The following is a 22,641-nucleotide window of genomic DNA, read 5'->3' on the forward strand; positions in this document are numbered from 1 at the left end:
CCCCCCGCCCCCCCGCCGCCCCCTCCCCCCCGCCGGGCCGCCCCGCCCCCCCCCCCCCGCCCGTCTCCCCCGCTGCGGGCGCCCCCCCGCCCCCCCCCCCCCCCCGCCCCCGGCGGCGGGCGCCGAGATAGCGGAAATTGCCGCGGCTGAAACCGCCGAGACCAGGACATACCGGCGGGTGACGAAGGTCATTGTCCCGCCTCCCCCGCACCGCCCAGCGTTGCGCGGAAATGAGCGGCGACGGCATCGCTAGCCGCCTTCACCGGCGCGGCACGATCGTAGAAATCGAACTGGGTGACGTTGTCGAGCCACAGTTCCTGCCTGGAGCTGGTCAGCCCCGCGTAGAATTTGTGCGCACCACTCGGAATGGCGGCAGCCTCGCTATGCACCATCAGAAAGGGTTGACGCAGGCGCGGGGCGGCCTGGATCGCGTCGAACCTCAGCCAGCCGCGCCAGAACGCCGGATCGGCCTCGTTGCGCCAGGCCGGAATCATGCCGCGATCGGGCTCGGTGTAATAGGGCATCTTGAACATGACCGCGCGCTCGTCGCTCAGGCTGGCGGCCGGCAGTAACGCCTGTCTGCCGGTGCGGCGATACTCGGCCTCGGCCGCATCGCTCGTGGCTTCAAGCCTGGCGACGCCTTCCTTGCCGCCATAGGTCTGCTCGACCACTTCGGCATCCTGCAACCAGGGCGCAACGAGGGCGACCGACTTGATCGCGGCGTTTCCTGCCGCAGCGGTGACCATATAGCCGGAGCTGGCGCAGATGCCGAGCCCGCCGATGCGGTCTTTGTCGGTCTCGGGCCGGGTCGCGAGATAGGCGACGGCCGCTTCGATGTCAGCGATCTTGGCGCTAGGGTCCTCGTACTGGCGGCGCATGCCGCCGCTTTCGCCCCAGCCGCGAAAATCGAAGGTCAAGGCGATGAAGCCGCGATCGGCCATCTCGCGGGCGTAGCGGGCCGGCATCTGTTCCTTCACCGTCATCCAGGCGCCGGTCACGACCAGCGCCGGCCGAGGTTTTGCCGCGTCCAGATCCTCTGGCAGATAGATGTCGCCGACAAGCTGCTCACCATGCGAGGAGAATGTGACGCGCTCGACGCGCCGTGCGGCGACGGCATTGGAGGCGGCGAGCGCGGCGGTGGTTGCTACGGCAAGTGTCAGGGTTTTAAGCATCGCAAATTTCCTTTGGCTTGGAGTGAGAAGCGCTGCGCGTTGCGAGAAAGACCGCCGTCTCAGCGCTCGCCAGCCAGTCGGCCGGGCAGCGGCTTCAGCCGGTAATGCGCCCAGTAGAAAGCGTCCGACTGGTACATGTCGGTCAAAAAATTCTGTGCCTCGGCGATCTTGCCGTCCTTGATGCGGAACATCAGCGCGTAGAGCTGGTCGATCTCGGGACCTGAGCCGACATTCGACCAGCCGCGATGGACGTCGACGACGAGGTCGCCCTGCGCCTGGAAGAAGATCGGCCCGGCCTTGAACTTGCCGTCGGCCAGGCCGCGGAAGAAGGCGACCACCTCGTCCGGCCCGCGCTTGTCGCCGGCGAGCGGATGATGACCGGGAATGCGCCACACGATGTCGGGTGCGAGGAAGGGCCGCACGGCCTCGGGATTGCCGGTCGCGTAAGCTGCGTAATAGTCTTTGACGAGCTGGATATTGCGGTCTTCCAGTGGCCCGCTGTGCGCCGGGGCGGCAGACACCGCCAGAAGAGTGCCGGCGGCGAGTAAAGCGAGCCTTGTCATCGGTTCTGTCTCCTTGCCCGTTCGAGCCGTTCCCAACACCGAGGCTCGTTCGTCGGACCCAACATGACGCCTTTTGTTCGCCGGAAAAACCAGTAGAGTTCGACAGGGCTATTTGGAAAATCCTTACAATGCGCCTCGACCAATTCAGCGGCATCGTCGCCTTCGTGAAAGTCGCCGAGGCCAGGAGCTTCACCCGCGCCGCCGCCGAGCTCGGCGTCGCTCCGGCCTCGTTGAGCGAGGCGGTCAAGGGGCTCGAGGAGCGTCTGGGGGTGCGGCTGCTCAACCGCACGACCCGCAGCGTTGGCTTGACCGAGGCTGGCGCCCACTACCTCGACCACGTGCGCCCGGCAGCCGAAGACATCTGGGCGGCTGGTGCGGCTCTGCGCGAGAGCCGCGACCGTCCCGCCGGCACGCTGCGCCTCAGCTTGCCCTGGATCGCCGCGCCGCTGCTGATAGAGCCATTGATGCGGCCGTTCATGGATGCTTATCCCGAAGTGCGGCTTAGTCTGATTTTCGACGACAGCTTCGTCGACATCGCCGCCGACGGCTTCGATGCCGGCCTGCGCATCGGCGAGCTTCTCGAGAGAGATATGATCGGCGCGCGCCTGGGCGGGCCCCTGCAGATGGTCGTGGTGGGCAGCCCCGATTATCTGGCGCGCAACGGCACACCGAAACGGCCGGCAGACCTCGCCGCCCATCGCTGCATCGCATTCGCCCTCACCCGCACCAGCACGATTTCACCCTGGGAGTTCATCGTGGAGGGACGCGAAGTCGCATTCACGCCGGACGCATGTCTGGTCGTGAACACGCTTCCGCTGTGCATTACCGCCGCCGCGCAAGGGCTTGGCCTCGCCTTCGCCGTCGAGGGCCTCGCCGCGCCGCTTCTCGCCTCAGGCGCGCTGGTCAAGGTGCTGGAACCTTTCTGTCCAGCTTACGAGCCGCTCCACCTCTATTATCCGAGCCGCCGCCTGGTACCGCCGAAGCTGCGGGCCTTCATCGACTTCGTCCGCGCGAATTCGCACAAGCTGCGGATCTGATGTGGCTTTTCGAGAACCCGGCCCCGTTCAGCCCCAGGCGCCGACCATCTGCCTGGTGGTTGCGTTGAGCCGGTTGAATGCGTTGATCAGGGCAATCTGGACGACCAGGGCGGCAAGCGCCTTTTCGTCATAGTGCCGGGCGGCTTCATCCCAGACCGCATCCGTTACCGCGTCTGGCCGGTCGGCCAACCGGGTTGCCGCCTCGGTCAGTGCCAGCGCGGCGCGTTCGGCGTCGGTGAAGTAGGGTGTCTCCCGCCATGCGGACACGGTGAAGACGCGCTCGTCCTTTTCGCCGGCCTTCTTCAATTCGCGCGCATGCATGTCGACGCAGAGGCTGCATCCGTTGATCTGGCTGGCGCGTAAATGGACGAGCTTGCGCGTCACATAGGACAGGTCGGCAGTCTCTGTCGACTTGTCCAGCGCGAGCAGCGCCTGCAAGGCGCCGGGAATGAGCATCACCGGGTTTTTCAATCGTGCTTGCATAGTAATCTCCTTCGGGCGTGTTTTTTCAAGCCCGGACGACGAACATCCGGGGTCTCGATATTTCTTGGTTGTGTCAGTTCGCCGGCCGCCGCGTTGCGGCAAGGCGAGCGCCGGGATCTTCAGCTTTGCGAGGCAGTCACCCGCTCAAGCCGCTCGAGAATGCGCGGCCAACCGCTTCCCATGCCGATGTAGCCGCGCTCGTCCTCGGACCGGAACCCGGAATGCTCCATGCGCACCCGCGTCGCGGTACCTTCGGGCGTCAACGACCATGTCACCACGGTCTTCAGACCGCTGTCGGATTCGGTGCCGTCGCCCCAGCTGTAGGCTAGCAGGCGTGCGGCTCGATCTTCAGCACCTCGCAGTTCGTCACGCCGGACCAGCCAGGCACCGGCGTCGCGCGAAAAGTAAAGCGATGGCCTTGCTCAGGCGCAAAGTCGTTCTCCATCAGCCATTCGGCAACTAGATGCGGCACGGTCAGTGCGCGCCATATCTTTTCAGCCGCATGCGGGATCAGACGCTCGACGACAATGGATTTGGTTTCGATTGTGGTTGCTTCAGTCATGACTTCGGACCCGTTGTTTGCGGTTTGGCTGGGCTATCAACAACGCGCTCTCCATGAGAACCAATAACCAACCAGCTATGAGTTACGTATAACGCTTAAGTTATGAATGTGTCAAGCGGCGGAATGGCAGGCGCCCGCAAGCACATTGAGCCAACACTTCCGGCTTTCATCGCACCATGCCCGATGCTACCGCTGGCCAGCTGAAATCATCGACGGATCGCCCATGACCGAGACCGAACGCCCTCGCCTGCCGCTGATCGAGATCTGCGTCGAAGGCATAGACGGCCTGCTGGCCGCGCAAGCCGCAGGCGCCGACCGTGTCGAGCTCTGTGCCAGCCTGATCGAGGGCGGCATCACGCCGAGCTTCGGCACGGTGCGCACGGCGCTCGAGCTGGCGACGATCCCGTTCCACGTCATCGTGCGGCCGCGCGGCGGCGATTTTCTCTATAGCGAAGCCGAATATCGTTCGATGCTCGCCGATGTCCGTGCGCTTGCCGAGCTTAGCGTCGCCGGTGTCGTTATCGGCTGCCTTAATGCCGACGGCACGATCGATGAGCAGCGCATGAGCGAACTGGCGCAGGCAGCGGGGAGCTTGAACGTCACCTGCCACCGCGCCTTCGACATGACCCGCGACCCGACCGAGGCGCTGGAAGCGCTGATCCGCTGCAAGGTCGGCCGCGTGCTGACCAGCGGCCAGCGCGACACGGCACTGGAAGGCGCGGACCTGCTCGCCGATCTTGTCAGGCAGGCCGGCGACCGCATCATCATCCTCGGCTGCGGCGGGCTTGATCCCGAGAACATCAGCAAGGTGCGGAGGAAAACCGGGTTGAGCGAAATGCACTTCGCCGCGCTCAAGGACGTGCCGAGTGCCATGCGCTACCGCAACCCGAAAGTCGGCATGGGCGGCACCGACCTCGACCGCGAATACCGCAACACCGTGACCGACGAGGCGCTGGTGGCGGCGACCATCGCCGCTGCCCGGACATGATCCTGGAAGATCGAACAAAAACATGATCGAAATGCGTTTGCCGATCGAACGGGTTTCGCCGCAGGATGAGCCCGCCATCCTCGCGCTCAACAACGAGCACGCTGCGGAATTATCATGGCTCGAACCTGAGCGCCTGTCCTTCCTGCTCGGCGAAGCGTTTTACGCGCGCCGTATCGGTGCGCTCGAAGCCTTCATCATGACCTTCGACCAGCACGCGAGCTACGACAGCCCTAACTTCCTGTGGTTTCGCCAGCGCTACCCGCGGTTCGTCTATGTCGATCGCGTCGTGGTCGCCGCCGCAGCGCGCGGGCGCGGCCATGCCCGCCGGCTGTATGAGGATCTGTTCGAACAGGCGTCACGCGCGGGCCAGGCGATCGTCACCTGCGAAGTCAATGCCGAGCCACCCAATCCGGCTTCGGACGCCTTCCATGCCGCACTCGGCTTTGCGGAAGTGGGTGACGCGGTAATCCACGGCGGCAGGAAAGCCGTGCGGTATTATGCAAGACGGATCGCCGGCTGAACGGCGGGCGCCGTTCGCCCTACCAATTGCGGTTCAGCCAGTAGCGGGCCGGCTTTTCGATGATGTAGTAGCTGCACAGCGCGCAAGCGAACGCCGCCGCAAGCATCAACCACGGCGAACTGCCTTTTATGTCGACGAATTGATAAAAGGGCTGCTGCCAAAGATAGAGCGAATACGACCACAGCCCCAGCATCGTCATCGGCAGGGACGATAGAAACCCGGTCAGATACCGGCTGCTGAAGTCGAGCAAATTGACGGCGAGCGCCAGCAGCGGCACCGCGACCAGATAGTGGATCGGGGTTGGCACGGCAGCCATGAAAAGGAGCACAGCCACGACTGTGGCCGCCAGGGCAACATGCGGCCCCTTGAGCAGCGCCGGCAGCCTGTCGTCGGCCTTGAGCAGGCATAACACCGCCGACAGCAGGATCGAGGCGATGTGCACGTCGGTGCGCCAATAGGTGCCCTCGTAGCCGATTGCGAGCACCCGGTAGGAGATGGCGCCGTTTGCCATGGCCAGCACCGACAACGCGCCGAGCAACACGATGACCCGGGACCGCCCCGAGACGACGACGCTGATCATCGCCAGGATGATATAGGCATGCTCTTCGACGCAGAGCGACCAGATATGGTCGAGCGCGCCGGCGCGGGTGACGAGAATTCCGGCATAGTTGTAGGTGAACGTCAGCGCCGTCAGCGCCGCCTTCCATTTGAAGGCGATGAATGTGCCGGACAAGGCAACCATCGCGGCGACGACAAAAATCAGCAGTGCCGGGTAGATGCGGGAGAACCGGCGCTTGAAGAATTTCTTCAGCGGATAGTATTCGACAAACAGGATCTCGGCCATCAGCCGGCCGCTGAGCACGAAGAAGAATTCGACGCCAAGGACGCCGAGATTGATGCCGGGAACGGGGAAGAAATGGCCGATCAGCACCAGCGCGATCGACAGGCCGCGCCAGCCGTCGAGATAGGCAAGCCTGGTTCTTGCCGAGCTATCGGCGACAGGCCTGGACACGACAAGACGCGTCGCGGAGATGTCCGTCATGCCGGTCCCTTCATTGAACCTGCGAAAGGCGGGCTGGAGGCCGCATTCCTCCGGCTATATTGCAGCGCACCAGAACTTTGTGCAAGTGCGAGATAACGACACGCCCGAAGTAGGGGACGGACACCGCAGGCAGAGAAAAGGAAATGGTGCATTGAAGACCGTAATTGAAGGTAGTCAAGGAACTCTCGCGCATAGGCGCAGTAGTTTCCGGCCACCACCGGGCCTGTATCGTTGGCGGATCAGAACGACCCTGAGTTCAGCGATCAGTGGTGATTGGCATTCGACATCGATAGCTCCTCTGCTGGTCAAATGACTACAGAGGTTTGTCAGCGACACGCAGATTGGCCACCGTTCGCACCAAAAATTGGCCGCTATCGGCGTGGTTGGCCGGTAAGGCGGACAACGAGTGAGGGGTGGTTTGCCGTCCGGCGGCTTCTCGCGATACAGCGTCAATCGCCGCCCGTCCGCTATTCTCTCGGGCTGATTGTTGCGGCATAGTGCGGTTCAGAACTGAAAAGGGGCACGGATGCAGTTTGCCAGACAGGTTTTGGGTGCGAAGGCCATCTTGCTGCTGGCGGCGAATGTCGGTTCAGGTTCGCCGGGGATGGCCGCCCCCCAGCAGGACGCGCTCAGCAGCGATCGGGCTGGCGTTGTTTACGAGATTAGCAGGGACGCAGAGTCTGCTCAAAAGGACAGTAACGGATCGACCGGCAGTTCCACTGATCGAGACACGTTAGTAGAGCGGGTGCTTAATGTTCGCAGCGACGGTCTGGAACTTGAATATGACCTTTCGAAGGACGCCACGGCACAGGACCGCACCAGTAATTGGCAGTTTCCCGTGCGCATCTTCAGGCCGTTTTCCGGGCCGACGCAGTTGCTCAACGGTCCCGAACTGGAGGGACGGATCGAAGGCTGGCTGAAGAGGGCCGGACTTACACGCGCCGCTTGTGGCCATTGGATCTTCACATGGAACGCTTTTAAAATCGAATGCGATCCGCAATCGACGCTTCAAAGCGTTGAGGCATTTGATCTGAGGCCGAATGATCTTCGGGACGGCGCAATATATAACGATCCTCAAGCGTCCGAGCCGACAACACTCAAAAAGACTTCAGTTGGATCCGACGGTTCTACTTTTATCGGAGAAATGTCAGTTGATCCTGAGCATGTGCGTCGGGATCAAGCTGCGTCGGATGTTGTTGTTGCCGAGATTACCAAGAAGGCACTGACGTTAGCTGATGCTCTGCGCGCGCGATCGAGTGAAAAGGTTTCCGGGACGATAGCGATCACGTTCGATGTGGACTCCGCCGGAGTAGTGCGGCGGCGGACCAAGATAACGAAGTTGGAGGACGACGGCGACAAACGGATCGGTGGAGACTCGGACGATCACCGAAATCGTAACGCGCCGGATGGTCTCTGATGGGCTAAGTTCAAAATAGCCAATCCAGCTTCGATCCATGGAGATTTGCGGCATTAAAAGGGCCTCCGCCCCATGTCCGCTATTGGTTCGACGCTATTGCACTTCCTAGTGTCCTGATTCCGAAGTTTCTGCCATTCTGTTTTGGTTTCCGGCTAAAGCACAATGTACAGGCGATTTCCGCGGCGCCGCGCGGCAGGCGTAGCTCTTCTGAGATGGAATACCTTGCCGGGTGGTCCAAATCGGCCGAATGTGCCGGCGACAGATCCAGTGAAAGACAGTGCATGACCGGCTTCGTCCTTCCCCTGCCCGCAACCCCGTCGGTGGCCGTGGCCGGCTCGCCGGAGCGTTTTGCCGTGCGCCGGATCTTCTGCGTCGGCCGCAACTACGCAGCCCATGCCCGCGAGCTCGGCAATGACGAGCGCGACCCTCCCTTCTTCTTCACCAAACCAGGCGACGCAGTGGTCGACGCGGCAGTCGGTTCGGGCACCACGATCCCCTACCCGCCGCTGACCCAAAACCTGCATCACGAAATCGAGCTGGTCGTCGCGATCGGCAGAGCCGGCTTTCGCATACCGCGCGAGCGGGCGCTGGACCATGTCTGGGGCTACGGCGTCGGCGTCGACCTGACTCGCCGCGACCTTCAGGACGAGGCGAAAAAGGCGGCAAGGCCGTGGGACTGGTCGAAAGCCTTCGACCGTTCAGCGCCCTGCGGCCCGCTGGTTCCGGCGCAAAAATCCGGTCATCCCGACAAGGGCTGCATCTGGCTCGCGGTCGACGGCGAGATCAGGCAGGACGGCGACCTCGCCGAACTGATCTGGCCGGTTCCCGACATCGTCTCGATTTGCAGCGAGGCGCTAGAGCTTAAGCCCGGCGACCTGATCTTCACCGGAACACCGGCTGGCGTCGGCGCCGTCGGGCCGGGCGAAAAGATCACCGGTGGCGTCGACGGCATCGGCGAAATCGAACTGACCATCGGCCAACCGATCCGATGAGCGACATCGTCCTCCATAACTACTACCGCTCCTCGACCTCTTACCGGGTGCGGATCGCGCTGGAGATGAAGGGCCTGTCCTACGACTACGTGCCGCATCATTTGCGCCACGGCGAGCATCTCGAACCCGCCTACCTCGCGGTCAATCCGCAAGGGCTGGTGCCGGCACTGGTCCTGGACGACGGCACGCTGCTGACGCAATCGCTGGCGATCATCGAATATTTCGACGAGACCACGCCTGAGCCGCCGCTGCTGCCCAAGGATGCGCCTGGCCGCGCCCGCGTCAGGATGCTGGCGCAGATGATCGCCTGCGACATCCATCCGGTGAACAATCTGCGCGTGCTGACCTCGCTGCGCACACTGTTCGGCGCCGGCGACCAGGATGTCGTCAACTGGTTCCGGCACTGGGTCAACGAAGGCTTCCAGCCGCTTGAAAAGATTCTGGCTTCCTCGCCTGAGACCAAGACATTCTGCCATGGCGACACGCCGGGGCTGGCCGACATCTGCCTGGTCGCACAGGTCACCAGCAATGCCCGCTTCGGCGTCGACATGACGCCCTACCCGACGATCTCGCGCATCAATGCCGCCTGCATGGCGCTGCCGGCGTTCCAGAAGGCCGCGCCTGAGAACCAGATCGATGCCGAGTAGACCGCAAATTGCATGAAGTGATGAGGAACTGCCGATGAAAGCCGTCGTCTTCGAAAAATTCGGCGAGGCGCCGACGATCCAGACCGTGCCGGATCCGACGCCGGCGCCAGAAGGCGTCGTCATCAAGGTCGAGGCGACCGGGCTTTGCCGCAGCGACTGGCATGGCTGGATGGGCCACGACGACGGCATCCGCCTGCCGCATGTGCCCGGCCACGAGCTTGCCGGCGTCGTCGCCGCGGTGGGCAAGCAGGTGACCCGCTGGAAGACCGGTGAGCGTGTCACTGTGCCTTTCGCCGTCGGCTGCGGCCGCTGTTTCGAATGCACCTCGGGCAACCACCAGGTCTGCGAGCACCAGTTCCAGCCAGGCTTCAGCGCCTGGGGGTCGTTCGCCGAATATGTCGCCATCGACCATGCCGACACCAATCTCGTGCGCTTGACCGACGAGATGGAATTCGCCACCGCCGCCAGCCTCGGCTGCCGGTTCGTCACCTCGTTCCGCGCCATCGTCGACCAGGGCCGGGTGACGCCCGGCGAATGGGTGGCGGTGCACGGCTGTGGCGGCGTCGGCCTGTCGGCGATCATGATCGCCAGCGCCATGGGCGCCAATGTCGTCGCCATCGACCTCACCGACGAGAAGCTGGACTTTGCCAAAAAGATCGGCGCGGTGGCGACGATCAACGCGGCAAAGACGCCGAACGTGGTCAAGGCGGTCAAGCAAATCACCAATGGCGGCGCGCACATGTCGATGGACGCGCTCGGCCACCCCAGTACCTCGTTCAACTCGATCGCAAACCTGCGCCGCCGCGGGCGCCACGTGCAGGTCGGCCTGATGCTCGGCGACCATGCCAGGTCGCAGATTCCGATGGACAAGGTGATCGCATTCGAGCTCGAAATCCGCGGCAGCCACGGTATGCAGGCGTTTCGCTACCAGGCGATGATGGAGATGATCCGCACCGGCAAGCTCAAACCCGAACTGCTGGTCGGCAAAAAGATCAGCCTCGAGGAAGCGCCGGCCGCTTTGATGGCGATGGGCGGCTTCGAAGGCATCGGCATCGGCGTGGTGACCAGATTCTAGATCACGCCCTGAGTCTGGATCAGCGAAACGACGCGCAGACCTCGCGCACGCAGGCTCGCAGCCAGCGTTGTGCCGGATCGGCATCGAGTCGCGGATGCCACAGCATCGAAATGGTGACCTCCTCGATATCGACCGGCAACGGGAAGCTGTACATGCCCGTGCGCGCGCCCAGCGTGTGCCGCTCGGGGACGCTGGCGATCAGATCGGAGGCGCGCGCCATGGCGAGCGTGGCCGAGAAGCTGGAAACCATGCACACGATCGTCCGCTGGAGACCGAGCAGTTTCAAGGCCTCGTCGATCGGGCCCTTTTCGCGGCCACGCCGCGAAACGCTGATGTGGCGGCCGGCCGCATAGCGTTCCGGCGTCATTGGGCCCTCGCCCAGCCTGTGACCCGTTCGCACCGCACCGATGAAGCGGTCGCGAAACAGCGCCTGAATGCGCATTTCAGGGCTCGTTTCATTGGCAACCCCGATTTCGAGATCAACCGCCGCGTCACGCAACGACATGTCGTTCTTGTCGGATTTCGGCGCAAACCGCAGCCGCACGCCAGGTGCATCCGCTTCGACACGGGTCAGAAGACGCGGTGCGAACTCCTCGACGAAACTTTCGTTGGCGCGCAGCGTGAAGACGTTGTCGAGAGCAGAGAGGTCGAGGAGCTTGGCCGGGCGCAGCAGCGCTTCCGCATCCTGAACGACTCGACCTACCCGTTGCTGCAATTCGAGCGCGCGCGGCGTCGCAACCAGGCCACGGCCGGCCCGGACCAACAATGGGTCGCCTGTCGCCTGGCGCAACCGGGCCAAGGTCCGGCTCATCGCCGAGGGACTGAGGCGCAGCCGCGCGGCAGCACGCGCCACACTGCCCTCGCTCAGCAGCACATCGAGGGCGACAAGCAGATTGAGATCGGGTGACGACATGGAAGGACCATAGCACAGCTCAGCCGTGATGTGGCGTTCCGTGCACGAATAAGATGCAAATACTGCGCCTTCCGCCACATCATGCGAGGGAATAGCGTCCGACAGCTCCGATTGGGGGCTGCCGGCAAAGGAGTTCACCTTGGCGTCGACCGCTGAAAAGACCTGGGACGAAGTTGCCCCGGTGAGCGCACGCTCGACCCGATGGGCATTGGCAAGCCTGTCGCTTTCAACGCTGCTGTCGTCGCTCGCCACCAGCATCGCCAGCGTCGGGCTGCCATCGCTGATGCAGGCGTTCGACGCATCGTTCCAGCTCGTGCAATGGGTCGTCCTGGCCTATCTGCTCGCCATCACCACCTTGATCGTCAGCGTCGGGCGGCTCGCCGACATATTCGGCCGCCGACCGCTATTGCTCGGCGGCATTGCCCTGTTCACCTTCGCATCGGTGCTTTGCGGGCTCGCGCCGACGCTCTGGCTGCTGATCGCTGCACGGGCGGCACAGGGGCTCGGCGCGGCCATTATGATGGCTCTGACGCTGGCCTTTGTCGCCGACACGGTTCCCCGGGATAAAACCGGCAGCGCCATGGGCCTGCTCGGCGCCATGTCGGCGATCGGCACCACGCTTGGCCCCTCGCTTGGCGGACTGTTGATCGCCGGCCTCGGCTGGCGCGCGATCTTCCTCATCAATCTGCCGTTGGGGGTGCTGGCCTTTGCGCTTGCCTGGCGCTTCCTGCCGGCCGGAAAAAAGACGCCAGGTCGGCGCGGTTTCGACGGGATCGGCACGGCTTTGCTCGCGCTGACGCTAGCCGCCTATGCGCTCGCCATGACCCTTGGGCGTGGCAGTTTTGGTTCTCTCAATGTCGGCTTGCTGATTGCCGCCACCGTGGCTGGCCTGCTGTTTGTCATTGCGCAGACAAGGGTCCAGAACCCTTTGATCCAGCCTGCGAGGTTCCGCGACCAGGCGTTGAACGCAAGCCTCGCCATGAACCTGATCGTCGCCACGGTGATGATGGCGACGCTGGTGGTCGCACCATTCTATCTGTCGCGCGCGCTTGGGCTAGACGCAGCCATGGTCGGGCTGGTTCTGTCGACCGGCCCTCTGATTACCGCATTGGCGGCGCTGCCGGCCGGACGCCTGGTCGATCGTTTCGGGGCGAACCGGATCATGATCGTCGGCCTGTTCGATCTCGCTATTGGCACCTTTGCTCTGTCGCGGGCGGAATTCGGTATTGCCGGCTATGTCGTACCAATCATCATCGTCTGCACCGGCTACAGCCTGTTTCAGACCTCCAACAATTCGGCCGTGATGACGGGCGTCGCACCCGACCAGCGTGGCGTCGTCTCCGGCCTGCTCAATCTGTCGCGCAATCTCGGCCTGATCACCGGTGCGTCGGTGATGGGCGCGGTGTTCGCCTTCGCATCGGCTGGGGAAGGCACTGGCTTGGCAGTGTTGGCACCTGCGGCAGCGGCACGAGGGATGCAGGTCACTTTCCAGGTGGCGACGGGCCTGGTGCTGATGGCGCTGATCCTTGCGGTATTTTCAGCCCGCGCCACTGCCGGGCGAACAGATATCGTTGCCAAGCATCCTTGAGGATTCCACCCGGTTCGCATGCAACTCCGGCAGCCGGCGCACCTATCTCGCATATCTCTTGGCACCGACAACGCAAAGCACGACGGCGGCGGTGACGGCGATCATGGCGGGACTGACCTGCTCATGCAGCAGCGCTGCCGCCAGCCCCAGGCCGAAGAAGGGCTGCAGCAGTTGCAACTGCCCGACCGCGGCGATGCCGCCTTGCGCCAGGCCGCGATACCAGAACACGAAGCCGATCAGCATGCTGAACAGCGACACATAGGCCAGGCCGATCCACGCGCCCCTGCCGGCACTTTCGAGCGACGGCGGCATGGTGATGAACGTCAGCGCCAGCATGACCGGCAGCGACAGCACCAGCGCCCACGATATTACCTGCCAACCGCCGAGCTTGCGCGACAGTGCCGCTCCTTCGGCATAGCCCAATCCGCACATGATGATGGCGGCCAGCATCAAGATGTCGCCGAGCGGCGAGACCGACAGGCCTTGCGTGACTGCAAAACTGGCGACAAGGGCGCTACCGAGGCACGAGAACAGCCAGAACGCCGGCTTCGGGCGATCGCCGCCTCGAACCATGCCGAAGATCGCGGTCGCCAACGGCAACAGGCCGACGAAGATGATGGAGTGAGCCGACGTGACGTGCTTGAGCGCCAGCGCCGTCAGCAGGGGAAAGCCGACCACGACGCCAAGCGCCACGATCGCCAGCGGGAACAGATCTCGCCGCTCCGGGCGCTTCTGACGAAAAACGAGCAGCAGCGCCAGGCCGAGGATGCCCGCCGAAGCCGCACGGGCGACCGTTACGAACACCGGATCGAAATCCATCACCGCCACGCGCGTCGCCGGAAGCGAACCGCTGAAGATCAGCACGCCTATGAACCCGTTGATCCAGCCACTCGCCGCCCAACCACTCGCCGCCCAACTACTCGCCGCCCAACTACTCGCCGCCTTGTCCATCGATGCCCCGCTGATTTCGCCCTCTATCGGGCCGGGCGTCTGGCTCCGCCAGAGACAATCAGGTACAGTTTGACAAAACCGTCATGGTAGGGCGAGCAGTACGGATGGATGAGCAGACGACAACAGATGAGGGCAGCCGGACGCTTGTCGAAAGCGTCATGGCGACGATCAGGCACAGGATCGCCGCGCGCAGCCTGACACCGGGAACGCGGCTGCCTTCGATCCGGGCGTTCGCCAAAGCCATGCAGGTTTCCAAATCCACCGTGGTCGAAGCCTATGAGCGTCTTGCGGCGGAAGGCATGATCCGCTCGCGGCCGGGCTCGGGTTTCTATGCCGCCGGACCGTTGGCTCCGTTGTCGCTGGCCGAGATCGGCCCCAGGCTTGACCGTGCCGTCGACCCGCTCTGGGTCTCGCGCCAATCGCTGGAAGCCGGCGACGGCGTCCTGAAACCGGGTTGCGGCTGGCTGCCGGCAACATGGATGCCCGATGCTGGATTGCGCCGGGCACTGCGGACGACGGCCCGCGCCGACGACGCCGCGCTGACCGACTACGGCACGCCGCTCGGCTTGCCGGCGCTACGCCATCTGCTGGCGCGGCGCATGGCCGAGCACGGCATCGAAGCCTCTCCGGACCAGATCATGCTGACGGAATCGGGCACTCAGGCGATCGACCTGCTGTGCCGGTTCCTGCTCGAACCGGGTGACACGGTGTTGGTCGACGATCCCTGCTACTTCAACTTCCATGCCCTGTTGCGCGCCCATCGGGCCAAGGTGATCAGCGTCCCCTACACGCGCTCGGGTCCGGACATCGAGCTGTTCGCGCAGGCACTGAACGAGCATCGGCCGCGCCTCTACATCACCAATTCGGCGCTCCACAATCCGACCGGCGCTATATTGTCCCCGGTCGTTGCCCATCGGCTGCTGAAGCTCGCCGACCAGTCGGGGCTGACGATCATCGAGGACGATATCTTCGCCGATTTCGAACACACGCCGGCGCCCAGGCTGGCGGCCTTCGACGGCCTCAGCCGGGTCATTCATATCGGAAGCTTTTCCAAGACGTTGTCGGCATCGGTGCGCTGCGGCTTCATCGCCGCTCCTCGCGACTGGATGGAAGGATTGACCGATCTCAAGATCGCCACATCGTTTGGCAGCGGTCGGCTTGCATCCGAACTGGTACTGACGCTGCTGAAGGACGGCCTCTATCGCAAGCACGTCGATCTGCTGCGCGCGCGGCTCTCGCGCGCCATGGAAGAAACCGGCACCCGCCTCAGGGCGATCGGCATCGTGCCATGGATAGATCAGCCGGCCGGCATGTTTCTATGGTGCAGGCTGCCGGAGGGGATAGATGCCGCGGATGTCGCCCGCCATGCCCTGTCGGCCAACGTCGTGCTTGCGCCCGGCAATGCGTTCAGCCTGTCCCGGTCGGCCAGCCGTTTCATGCGCTTCAACGTCGCGCAGTCCGGAGATGACCGGATTTTCAGGGCGCTTGAACAGGCGATGTCGCGTTGATTGCCCTGCCGCAAAACTGAGGCTGAACTCTCAGGTGCCGGCCCGCTTGCGGCGTGCGTAAAGCATGACGAGCGTCTCGGCGGTCAGCGCCGGCCTCTGCTCGCCTTCGATCTCGACCGTATTGGCGGCCTTCATCAGATACTGCCCCGGACCTTTGTCTTCCATCGACAACAGCGTGGTGCGCAGCCTGATTCGCGAGCCGACTCTGACCGGTGCCACGAAACGCACTTTGTCAAAACCGTAGTTGAACGCGGCCTGCGTGTTTTCGGGTACGATCCCCATCTCGAGCGCCAGCGCGCCGATGATCGACAGGGTCAGATAGCCATGCGCGATCGTGGTGCGGAACGGGCTTTGCCGCTTCGCCCGCTCGGGATCGACATGGATCCATTGATGATCGCCCGTGCATTCGGCAAACTGGTCGATGCGGTGCTGATCGACCAGCGTCCAGTCCGAGACGCCTAATTCCTGCCCGGCCATCGCCCTGAGTTGCTCGAAGGTCGGCGGCGTCCTCGGCCGTATCTGCGTCATTCCTGCTTTCCCGATCGCTTGCCTGTTCCGGACCACGACGGGCCGCCCCTGTCAATTCGCCAGTGCGATTCCAGCCCATAATCTTCGGCCGCGAACCGCCAGTCTTCGCCGCCGGCAAGCGTGCTGCTGGGGAACAGCTTATTTCTTGTCGTGGCCGGCGCGGATCTCCTCCATCGCCTCCTTGATGCGGCTGCGCAGGATTTCGATCGATTCGGTGCCGGACGCCCTCGCCAGTTCGGCCATCTCGCCGGCATTCTTCAGCGCGGTCTCGAAGGATTTTCTGGCGAACGCCGCCTGCTTCTGCATCATTTCCTGCGGATTGCCGGGCGCTCTGTAGCTTTGTGCCATGTCGGTGATTTCGCGCAGCGTGTCCTGCAGCATCTCGCGTTGCCTTGACAACAGCGCCGAGGCTCCAGCGGCGCTCGCCCGTGCCGACTTCTCCAGCGCTTCCAGGTTCTTGGCGTGGTGGGCGAGGATCGCCTCGACGTCGACATTCGGCAGCTTCAGGTCGCGGCCGAACTTGCCGAACATGTCGATGAAGGACTCGGACTCCGGTCGTTTTGCCATGCTGGTTCTCTCCCCTTGTTGCCGTGAACGCCGCCACTGCACGGAAGATAGTGCAGCGAAGCTCAGCGGTCCATTCGGACGAGTCAGCCGACAAGAAACAGCCGTTCGGCAGTGTAGAGCACGAGCCCGGCAAGGCCACCGATGATCATGCCGTTGAAGCGGATATATTGCAGGTCCTTGCCGATGTTCATTTCGATAAGCCTTGTCAGTTGCGCGAGGTCCCAGCGCTTGACCTGGTCGGCGATGAACTTCGACACGCCGCTCTTCTGGCTTTCGACGAAGGACGCCAGCGCCACGATGAACCCCTGGTTCATGTCGGCCCTGATCTGCGCGTCGTCGGCAAGATGGCGGCCGACCTCGACGAACATGGTGGCGAGATGGTCGCGGATCATCGAATTCGGCGCCTTGGCGTCCTGTTCGATGAACAGCCGCAGGCTGTCCCACATATCGCCGGCCAGCGCGCTGAGCTCTGGCCGGGCAAGGAAATCGCGCTTCAGCTTTTCAGCGCGCCTGGCATATTGTTTGGATGTCCTCAACCGCTCGACGAAGGTTTCGACGAAAAGGTCGAATTCGGCTCGCATCGGATGGTGCGGATCGGCCCGCACCTCATCGAGCAGCGAGCCGGCCGACGCAATGATCTTCTTCAACAGATAGGCGTCGGCGCGAAACAGGTTGAACAGCGACGGCAGTTCCTCGCGGATCTTCTCGCGCATCGTCGCCAGCGCCTGCTCGTCGCTCAGGAAGCGGCCGACCACCTTGGTGAACTCGTCGAATAATTTCTGGTGGCGGCGATCGTCAGTCAGCGCCGACAGCAGCTCGGCGGCGAGCGGCGCCAGCGGCACCTTTTCGATCTGCTCCAGCATACGGCTGGTGACGAAGCCGCGCAGTCCGGATTGCTCGACCGCCGCCAGCGTCTGCGGCACCAGCCGGCCGACGAAGCGCGACAAATCGGCGGCGCGGTTCGGGTCGGCCAGCCAGTCCGCGACCAGCGCGGAAAAGTCGACCTCGGCGAGCTTTTCGCGCACCGGTTCCGGCGCCAGGAAATTCACCTCGATGAAGCGGCCGAGATTGTCGGCGATGCGATTCTGGTTTTCCGGGATGATGGCCGTATGCGGGATCGGCAGGCCAAGCGGCCGCCGAAACAGCGCCACCACCGCATACCAGTCCGCCAGGCCGCCGATCGTCGCCGCCTCGGCGAAAGCGGCGACGAAGCCCAACCACGCATGCCGGCTCTCGAGCGATTTCGCCACCGCAAAGACCAGCACGCAAAACGCAAGCGCTGCGGCGGCAACGAACTTGGTGCGCCTGAGCGCCGAAAGCTTGGCGTCGGCATCGGCGTCGAACCGGACGGACGCGACGGATGCAAATGCCGGGGCTGGTCGTGACATGATGGGCCGCTCCTGATCGTGTATGCGAACTTATCTAGTGTCGCCTGCCCCAGAAAGCGCGCCGCTGGTTCCGGTGCGCGCAATCGTGCACGCAAACTTGACGCCGGAATTCATCTATTATGCAGCGCCAGTCTGGAATTGTTCCAAACTATAGGCCATATTGACGCCAACCACTGTTATGTGAGGACACAATGCGGCTTACCCGTCAGACCAACTACGCCATGCGCATTCTGATGTATTGCGCCGCCAACACCGAGCGGTTGAGCCGCATCCCCGAGATCGCCGCCGCCTATTCGGTATCGGAACTTTTCCTGTTCAAGATCCTGCAGCCGCTGGTCGAAAACGGCCTGATCGAAACGGTGCGCGGCAGGAATGGCGGCGTCAGGCTCGGCCGCGCGGCCGAATCAATCAGCCTGTTCGATGTCGTGCGGGTAACGGAGGAAAGCTTTGCCATGGCCGAGTGCTTCGAGAACGACGCCGCCGAATGTCCGCTGGTCGATAGCTGCGCGCTGAATTCGGCATTGCGCGAAGCGCTCAACGCCTTCTTCGCCGTGCTGTCGCGCTACACGATCGCCGATCTGGTGGCGGCGCGCCCGAATGTGCGGCACCTGCTCGGCATCGACATGCTGGTGCAAAGGGCGCCGGCCGCCTGATTTCTGGTCGCATCTCAGTTGGTGAGGTCTGTTGAGATTCAGGTCAGGCCAAGCCGAAAATGGTGGGTTCCGAGAACCGGAACGGAGCGTACGTTTGGGTACGTGAGTACCGGAAGCGCAGGAAATCGCCATTTGCGGGCCGGCATCACCTGGATATCAACAGACCGACTGCGGCAATACGAACGGCATGTTTGCGGCCGGCAACACACCGACCTTCAGCCGGCAATCGAAGACCTTTTCGATCAGCTCGTCGCTGAGCACCTGTTGCGGCGAACCTGTAGCGGCGAGCCTGCCGCGATGCATGACGAAAATCCGGTCGGCATACATCGCCGTCAAATTGAGGTCGTGCAGGATAGCGACCACGCCGCCGCCGCGTCTGGCGAAATCGCACGCGATGTCCATGATGATCAGCTGGTGTTTGATGTCGAGGCTGGACACCGGCTCATCGAGGAACAAATAGCGCGGCTTGCCGTCGAGCACCGGCTCCCACACCTGGCACAGAACGCGGGCAAGCTGCACGCGCTGCTGCTCGCCGCCGGACAGCTCCTGGTAGAAGCGGCCGGCAAAACCGTCGAGGTCGACGCGAGCCAGCGCCCGTTCGGGCAGGCGCTGGTCCTCGCCGGACAGCGCGCCGGAGCGCCCGCCGACCAGGCCCAGCCTGACGATCTCGCGCACGGTGAACGGAAACGACAGCGTCGTCGCCTGCGGCAGCACCGCGCGCACCGTCGCCGCCTCGACCGGCTTCATCGCCGATAGATTGCGGCCGTTGACGGTGACCTCTCCCGAATAGCCAAGATCGCCGGACAGTGCTCGGAGGAAGGTCGTCTTGCCCGAACCGTTGGGGCCGACGATGGCCGCGATTTCGCCGGGCCGCGCCTCGAAATCGACATTGGCGACAATGCCCTTGCCGCCGATCGCCACCGAGACATCCCGCGCTTCGATCATAGGCAAACTTTCACAGGTCGATGACGCCGCGCTTGCGCAGCAGGATCCACAGGAAGAACGGTGCGCCGGCGACCGCGGTGACGATGCCGATCGGCAATTCGGCTGGGGCGACGATGGTGCGGGCGACGGCGTCGGCCAACAGCAGCAGCGCCGCACCAAGCAGCGCCGATGCCGGCAGCAAATAACGGTTATCGGGGCCGATCAGCAGACGCAGCAGATGCGGCACGACGATGCCGACGAAACCGATGCCGCCGCTGACGGCGACCGATGCGCCGACCGCTGCCGAGACGCCGACAATCGCGGTGTATTTCAGCCGCTGCACCGGAATGCCGAGATGGCCGGCCGTGGCCTCGCCGAGCGCCAGCGCGTTGAGGCCGCGCGCCAGGAACGGCATTGCCGCCAGCGCCAGCACGATGACCGGCCCGACCGAGCCGATCTTCTGCCAGGTTGCGCCGCCCAGCGAGCCGAGCTGCCAAAAGGTCAGGTCGCGCAATTGCCGGTCGTCGGCCATGAAGATCAGGATGCCGGTCAGCGCCATGGCAAGCGCCGCCAGCGCGATGCCGGCGAGCAGCATGGTGGCGACCGAGGTCCGGCCTTGCCGTGTCGCGACCTTATAGAGCAGCAATGTCGTCGCCAGCCCGCCGCAGAACGCAGCCAGCGGCAAAGCCATCGTGCCGAGCGCCGAAGTCAGCGGCGCCAGCATGGTCGAGCCAAGCACGATGACGGCGACCGCACCGAGGCTCGATCCGGCCGAAACGCCGATCAGGCCGGGGTCGGCCAGCGGATTGCGGAACAGCCCCTGCATGACGGCACCGGAGACGGCAAGCGATGCGCCGATCAGCACGCCCATAATGATGCGCGGCAGACGGATGTCATGGATGATCAGGTGGTCGCGGGCGCTCAACGCCGCGTCGCCGGGCAACGCGCCGAACAGCCAGTCATGCATGACGCCGATGGCCGAGGCATCGGATGCGCCGGAGGTCAGCGACAACAGCACGGCGATAGCCAGCCCGACGCAGAGCAGCACGACGACGAGGCGGGCGCGCCGCGAACGGTCACCCTCGGCTGCCGTCGCCATGATGCCCGCCGCACCGGCGATCGAATGATCGGCCATCGCGCTCAATCCGTGACCTGGCCGCCATAGAGCGAGACGGCGAGGTCGTGGATGGCGTCGGCCGTGCGCGGGCCGAAGCCGAGCAGATAGCCGCCGTCCATGCGGATCAGCTTGCGGGCGGCACCCGCCGGCGTCGAAGCCACGGCAGGGTTCGAAAACAATTCGTCATCCGCGGTGGCCGGTCCGGCATTGTTCATCATCAGGATCACGTCGGGCCTGGCGGTGATGACTGCCTCGTCCGACAATTGCTTGTAGCCGGCAATGCCGTCGACGGCGTTGATGCCGCCCGAAAGCTTGATGATGCCGTCGGCGGCGGTGTCGCTGCCGGCGGCAAGCAGCTTGCCGCCCTGCATCGACAGCACGAACAGGATGCGCTTGCGATCCTTGATCGAGGCGGTCTGCTTTTCGGCTGCCTTCAGCCTGGCATCGATCTGGACCGCCAGCGCATCGGCCTTGGCCTCGGTGCCGAGCGCCTTGCCGACGATGTGGATCTTTTCGAGAATGCCTTGATTATCATAGCGCTCGGTCACCTCGATGAACGGGATGCTTGATTTCTTCAAGACGTCGACGGCTTCCTTCGGTCCGCTGCCGTGCAGGGCCAATATGCCCGACGGATTGACCGACAGCACACCCTCCGGCGACAGCTGGCGCATGTAGCCGACATCAGGCAGTTCCGCCGCCGCTTGCGGATAGCGGCTGGTCGAATCGCGCGCGACAAGACGATCCTGTTCACCGAGCGCGTAGACGATCTCGGTGATCGAGCCGCCAATAGCCACGATCCTCGAGCGATCGGCGAAAGTCGCGATGCCCTCGGCGGCTTGAGCCGTCATCAGCGCGGCGAAGGCCAGGAAAACAGCGGCCACAGGACCAAGCGCCGACCTGGAGACCGATGCCAGCCTGGAGAAAAGAACCATCGTCGTTTTCCTCAAGCTGCGGTCGGGCTTGGGATACGCGGCAGGTTTTCGGCCAGAAAGCGCCAGTCTTCGCGCTCGCTTTCGCCTTCATGCCGCTTACCGAAGAACTGGATGATCATCTTGCCGTCGGCGCCATAGACTTCGAGCGACGTGACATAGCCGTCCTTGGTCGGCTTGCGCACGGCCCAGACCTCATCGATGTGGTCGGTCCGCAGGTGCAGATGGAAGGTCTCGTCGAGCACGTTGAGCCATGGTCCCATCGGCTTGATCGAGGCGACGGGGCCGGAATGGATCTGGATGCAGCCGCGATTGCCGACAAAGCACATGATCGGCATGGCGCCAGCAGCGGCGTGGTTGAGCATGGCGTTCACCGCATCCTTGTCGACCAGCCAGGCGTAGTCCTGGCCGACCATGCGCACCGCCTGTCGGCGGCTGATCTTCAGTGTCTTCAGCATGCCGAAGAACTGATGCACGTCGGTCAGATGGCTCCAGCGGTCGCGCAGATCGTCGATGCTCGCCGGGTTGTCCGCAGTCTCGGTCTCGTCGGCCGTGCCCGCTGAAATCGCCACCGTCGGCTCCTGGTTCGGCGATTCCAGCCCGGCCACCAGTTTCTGATAGGCGTAAAGGTTGGAGGCTGGCCTGAGATGCACCTTGTGTACCGCCTCGCCTGCGGTATCGAAGAACTGCAGGCTGCGGCGGATGTCGGCGCCATCGCGCTTTTCCACGGCAAAGCCGTGCGCCCAGACTTTTGGGAAAATGCGCAGGTCGATATTCTCACCGAGCACCATGGCATTGTGATTGCCGGTGACGACCTTGTCGTAGACGCCGATCTTCTCGTGCACCGCGCTTTCGTTGCGGGTCAGCGCCATCACCTCACCGACAGCTTCGAGGCCAGTCAAAAGGTCGTTGACACGCGGCTCGACGCGCACGACGCCGTCGCCGCAATGCGCGGCGACCAGTTCGGCCTCCGAAATACCGAGCTGGGCGGCGAGGTCGCGCTCGCGCATTTTCGGATTGTCTGCCCGTGCCCGCCGGATCTCGTGTGGGGCGGGTTTTACGCGCTGGTCCATTTCT

General features: G+C 63.7%; 23 protein-coding genes and 1 pseudogene. 10 read left to right on the plus strand and 14 right to left on the minus strand.

The window, feature by feature from the left end:
- Positions 1–188: 188 nt before the first annotated feature.
- Entirely contained in the window at positions 189–1,172 is a 984-nt protein-coding gene (locus NKI17_RS21485) for an alpha/beta hydrolase (protein WP_352906779.1), read from the minus strand.
- A gap of 59 nt (positions 1,173–1,231) precedes the next feature.
- Positions 1,232–1,735: a nuclear transport factor 2 family protein gene (locus NKI17_RS21490; RefSeq protein WP_352906780.1), complete on the minus strand. Its 504-nt coding sequence runs from the start codon at positions 1,733–1,735 to the stop codon at positions 1,232–1,234.
- A gap of 128 nt (positions 1,736–1,863) precedes the next feature.
- Here NKI17_RS21490 and NKI17_RS21495 point away from each other — a divergent pair, with 128 nt between their 5' ends.
- Positions 1,864–2,772, plus strand: coding sequence for a LysR family transcriptional regulator (locus NKI17_RS21495; protein WP_352906781.1), 909 nt, complete (start codon positions 1,864–1,866; stop codon positions 2,770–2,772).
- 27 nt (positions 2,773–2,799) lie between these two features.
- On the opposite strand, the gene NKI17_RS21500 is transcribed toward NKI17_RS21495, so the two are convergent.
- Entirely contained in the window at positions 2,800–3,255 is a 456-nt protein-coding gene (locus NKI17_RS21500) for a carboxymuconolactone decarboxylase family protein (protein ID WP_352568883.1), read from the minus strand.
- A gap of 119 nt (positions 3,256–3,374) precedes the next feature.
- A pseudogene (locus tag NKI17_RS21505) lies at positions 3,375–3,817 on the minus strand (SRPBCC family protein).
- A 223-nt stretch (positions 3,818–4,040) separates the two neighbouring features.
- Here NKI17_RS21505 and NKI17_RS21510 point away from each other — a divergent pair.
- Together NKI17_RS21510 and NKI17_RS21515 are read left to right on the plus strand one after the other, a co-directional pair.
- Positions 4,041–4,805: a copper homeostasis protein CutC gene (locus NKI17_RS21510; RefSeq protein ID WP_352906782.1), complete on the plus strand. Its 765-nt coding sequence runs from the start codon at positions 4,041–4,043 to the stop codon at positions 4,803–4,805.
- 31 nt (positions 4,806–4,836) lie between these two features.
- Entirely contained in the window at positions 4,837–5,325 is a 489-nt protein-coding gene (locus NKI17_RS21515) for a GNAT family N-acetyltransferase (RefSeq protein ID WP_352906805.1), read from the plus strand.
- A 19-nt stretch (positions 5,326–5,344) separates the two neighbouring features.
- Here the strand turns inward: NKI17_RS21515 and NKI17_RS21520 are convergent, their stop codons facing one another.
- Positions 5,345–6,367, minus strand: a complete 1,023-nt coding sequence (locus tag NKI17_RS21520; protein WP_352906783.1) for an acyltransferase family protein — start codon at positions 6,365–6,367, stop codon at positions 5,345–5,347.
- 526 nt (positions 6,368–6,893) lie between these two features.
- Here NKI17_RS21520 and NKI17_RS21525 point away from each other — a divergent pair.
- The 4 genes from NKI17_RS21525 (at position 6,894) to NKI17_RS21540 (ending at position 10,498) form a co-directional block, all read left to right on the plus strand.
- Entirely contained in the window at positions 6,894–7,784 is an 891-nt protein-coding gene (locus tag NKI17_RS21525) for a hypothetical protein (protein ID WP_352906784.1), read from the plus strand.
- Positions 7,785–8,065: 281 nt separating this feature from the next.
- Positions 8,066–8,776, plus strand: coding sequence for a fumarylacetoacetate hydrolase family protein (locus NKI17_RS21530; protein ID WP_352568887.1), 711 nt, complete (start codon positions 8,066–8,068; stop codon positions 8,774–8,776).
- Complete coding sequence (maiA, locus tag NKI17_RS21535; protein ID WP_023676422.1) at positions 8,773–9,423, plus strand: maleylacetoacetate isomerase; 651 nt, start codon at positions 8,773–8,775, stop codon at positions 9,421–9,423. The genes NKI17_RS21530 and maiA overlap by 4 nt, the downstream gene beginning before the upstream one ends.
- Before the next feature lie 34 nt (positions 9,424–9,457).
- On the plus strand, positions 9,458–10,498 hold the full coding sequence (locus NKI17_RS21540) for a zinc-dependent alcohol dehydrogenase family protein (protein WP_352568888.1): 1,041 nt from the start codon (positions 9,458–9,460) through the stop codon (positions 10,496–10,498).
- Positions 10,499–10,517: 19 nt separating this feature from the next.
- On the opposite strand, the gene NKI17_RS21545 is transcribed toward NKI17_RS21540, so the two are convergent.
- A complete protein-coding gene (locus NKI17_RS21545; protein ID WP_352568889.1) occupies positions 10,518–11,411 on the minus strand; it encodes a LysR family transcriptional regulator in 894 nt (297 codons plus the stop codon).
- Between the two features lie 139 nt (positions 11,412–11,550).
- Between NKI17_RS21545 and NKI17_RS21550 the strand changes: the two genes are divergently transcribed.
- Entirely contained in the window at positions 11,551–12,999 is a 1,449-nt protein-coding gene (locus NKI17_RS21550; protein ID WP_502894569.1) for an MFS transporter, read from the plus strand.
- A gap of 42 nt (positions 13,000–13,041) precedes the next feature.
- On the opposite strand, the gene NKI17_RS21555 is transcribed toward NKI17_RS21550, so the two are convergent.
- Positions 13,042–13,950, minus strand: coding sequence for a DMT family transporter (locus tag NKI17_RS21555; RefSeq protein ID WP_352568890.1), 909 nt, complete (start codon positions 13,948–13,950; stop codon positions 13,042–13,044).
- A gap of 104 nt (positions 13,951–14,054) precedes the next feature.
- On the opposite strand from NKI17_RS21555, the gene NKI17_RS21560 reads away from it, so the two are divergent.
- Positions 14,055–15,458: an aminotransferase-like domain-containing protein gene (locus NKI17_RS21560; protein ID WP_352568891.1), complete on the plus strand. Its 1,404-nt coding sequence runs from the start codon at positions 14,055–14,057 to the stop codon at positions 15,456–15,458.
- Between the two features lie 30 nt (positions 15,459–15,488).
- On the opposite strand, the gene NKI17_RS21565 is transcribed toward NKI17_RS21560, so the two are convergent.
- The 3 genes from NKI17_RS21565 to NKI17_RS21575 all read right to left on the minus strand — a co-directional run bounded on the left by NKI17_RS21565 (position 15,489) and on the right by NKI17_RS21575 (position 17,941).
- Positions 15,489–15,986, minus strand: a complete 498-nt coding sequence (locus NKI17_RS21565; protein WP_292664992.1) for a MaoC family dehydratase — start codon at positions 15,984–15,986, stop codon at positions 15,489–15,491.
- 138 nt (positions 15,987–16,124) lie between these two features.
- On the minus strand, positions 16,125–16,553 hold the full coding sequence (locus tag NKI17_RS21570; protein WP_352454553.1) for a phasin family protein: 429 nt from the start codon (positions 16,551–16,553) through the stop codon (positions 16,125–16,127).
- An 83-nt stretch (positions 16,554–16,636) separates the two neighbouring features.
- A complete protein-coding gene (locus NKI17_RS21575) occupies positions 16,637–17,941 on the minus strand; it encodes a DUF445 domain-containing protein (protein WP_352454554.1) in 1,305 nt (434 codons plus the stop codon).
- A gap of 191 nt (positions 17,942–18,132) precedes the next feature.
- On the opposite strand from NKI17_RS21575, the gene rirA reads away from it, so the two are divergent.
- Complete coding sequence (gene rirA, locus NKI17_RS21580) at positions 18,133–18,594, plus strand: iron-responsive transcriptional regulator RirA (protein WP_023676431.1); 462 nt, start codon at positions 18,133–18,135, stop codon at positions 18,592–18,594.
- Positions 18,595–18,750: 156 nt separating this feature from the next.
- On the opposite strand, the gene NKI17_RS21585 is transcribed toward rirA, so the two are convergent.
- The 4 genes from NKI17_RS21585 to NKI17_RS21600 are packed head-to-tail and all read right to left on the minus strand — an operon-like array spanning position 18,751 to position 22,637.
- The gene (locus NKI17_RS21585; RefSeq protein ID WP_352635555.1) at positions 18,751–19,539 is read right to left on the minus strand and encodes a heme ABC transporter ATP-binding protein; all 789 of its coding nucleotides are present in this window, start codon (positions 19,537–19,539) and stop codon (positions 18,751–18,753) included.
- A gap of 10 nt (positions 19,540–19,549) precedes the next feature.
- Positions 19,550–20,653, minus strand: a complete 1,104-nt coding sequence (locus NKI17_RS21590; RefSeq protein WP_352635557.1) for a FecCD family ABC transporter permease — start codon at positions 20,651–20,653, stop codon at positions 19,550–19,552.
- A 5-nt stretch (positions 20,654–20,658) separates the two neighbouring features.
- Positions 20,659–21,567 carry a heme/hemin ABC transporter substrate-binding protein gene (locus NKI17_RS21595; protein WP_352587793.1) on the minus strand — a complete coding sequence of 303 codons (909 nt, stop codon included), beginning with the start codon at positions 21,565–21,567 and terminating at the stop codon, positions 20,659–20,661.
- A gap of 11 nt (positions 21,568–21,578) precedes the next feature.
- Positions 21,579–22,637: a hemin-degrading factor gene (locus tag NKI17_RS21600; protein WP_352754841.1), complete on the minus strand. Its 1,059-nt coding sequence runs from the start codon at positions 22,635–22,637 to the stop codon at positions 21,579–21,581.
- Between the last annotated feature and the right edge of the window lie 4 nt (positions 22,638–22,641).

Origin of the sequence: Mesorhizobium sp. M0816, from assembly GCF_040320005.1 — a bacterium.
GTDB lineage: Bacteria > Pseudomonadota > Alphaproteobacteria > Rhizobiales > Rhizobiaceae > Mesorhizobium.

Bases quoted from the DNA above. Each gene is read 5' to 3' on its own strand.
- NKI17_RS21485 (WP_352906779.1), bottom strand. From the start codon at position 1,172: ATGCTTAAAACCCTGACACTTGCCGTAGCAACCACCGCCGCGCTCGCC.
- NKI17_RS21490 (WP_352906780.1), bottom strand. From the start codon at position 1,735: ATGACAAGGCTCGCTTTACTCGCCGCCGGCACTCTTCTGGCGGTGTCT.
- NKI17_RS21495 (WP_352906781.1), top strand. From the start codon at position 1,864: ATGCGCCTCGACCAATTCAGCGGCATCGTCGCCTTCGTGAAAGTCGCC.
- NKI17_RS21500 (WP_352568883.1), bottom strand. From the start codon at position 3,255: ATGCAAGCACGATTGAAAAACCCGGTGATGCTCATTCCCGGCGCCTTG.
- NKI17_RS21510 (WP_352906782.1), top strand. From the start codon at position 4,041: ATGACCGAGACCGAACGCCCTCGCCTGCCGCTGATCGAGATCTGCGTC.
- NKI17_RS21515 (WP_352906805.1), top strand. From the start codon at position 4,837: ATGCGTTTGCCGATCGAACGGGTTTCGCCGCAGGATGAGCCCGCCATC.
- NKI17_RS21520 (WP_352906783.1), bottom strand. From the start codon at position 6,367: ATGACGGACATCTCCGCGACGCGTCTTGTCGTGTCCAGGCCTGTCGCC.
- NKI17_RS21525 (WP_352906784.1), top strand. From the start codon at position 6,894: ATGCAGTTTGCCAGACAGGTTTTGGGTGCGAAGGCCATCTTGCTGCTG.
- NKI17_RS21530 (WP_352568887.1), top strand. From the start codon at position 8,066: ATGACCGGCTTCGTCCTTCCCCTGCCCGCAACCCCGTCGGTGGCCGTG.
- maiA (WP_023676422.1), top strand. From the start codon at position 8,773: ATGAGCGACATCGTCCTCCATAACTACTACCGCTCCTCGACCTCTTAC.
- NKI17_RS21540 (WP_352568888.1), top strand. From the start codon at position 9,458: ATGAAAGCCGTCGTCTTCGAAAAATTCGGCGAGGCGCCGACGATCCAG.
- NKI17_RS21545 (WP_352568889.1), bottom strand. From the start codon at position 11,411: ATGTCGTCACCCGATCTCAATCTGCTTGTCGCCCTCGATGTGCTGCTG.
- NKI17_RS21555 (WP_352568890.1), bottom strand. From the start codon at position 13,950: ATGGACAAGGCGGCGAGTAGTTGGGCGGCGAGTAGTTGGGCGGCGAGT.
- NKI17_RS21560 (WP_352568891.1), top strand. From the start codon at position 14,055: ATGGATGAGCAGACGACAACAGATGAGGGCAGCCGGACGCTTGTCGAA.
- NKI17_RS21565 (WP_292664992.1), bottom strand. From the start codon at position 15,986: ATGACGCAGATACGGCCGAGGACGCCGCCGACCTTCGAGCAACTCAGG.
- NKI17_RS21570 (WP_352454553.1), bottom strand. From the start codon at position 16,553: ATGGCAAAACGACCGGAGTCCGAGTCCTTCATCGACATGTTCGGCAAG.
- NKI17_RS21575 (WP_352454554.1), bottom strand. From the start codon at position 17,941: ATGTCACGACCAGCCCCGGCATTTGCATCCGTCGCGTCCGTCCGGTTC.
- rirA (WP_023676431.1), top strand. From the start codon at position 18,133: ATGCGGCTTACCCGTCAGACCAACTACGCCATGCGCATTCTGATGTAT.
- NKI17_RS21585 (WP_352635555.1), bottom strand. From the start codon at position 19,539: ATGATCGAAGCGCGGGATGTCTCGGTGGCGATCGGCGGCAAGGGCATT.
- NKI17_RS21590 (WP_352635557.1), bottom strand. From the start codon at position 20,653: ATGGCCGATCATTCGATCGCCGGTGCGGCGGGCATCATGGCGACGGCA.
- NKI17_RS21595 (WP_352587793.1), bottom strand. From the start codon at position 21,567: ATGGTTCTTTTCTCCAGGCTGGCATCGGTCTCCAGGTCGGCGCTTGGT.
- NKI17_RS21600 (WP_352754841.1), bottom strand. From the start codon at position 22,637: ATGGACCAGCGCGTAAAACCCGCCCCACACGAGATCCGGCGGGCACGG.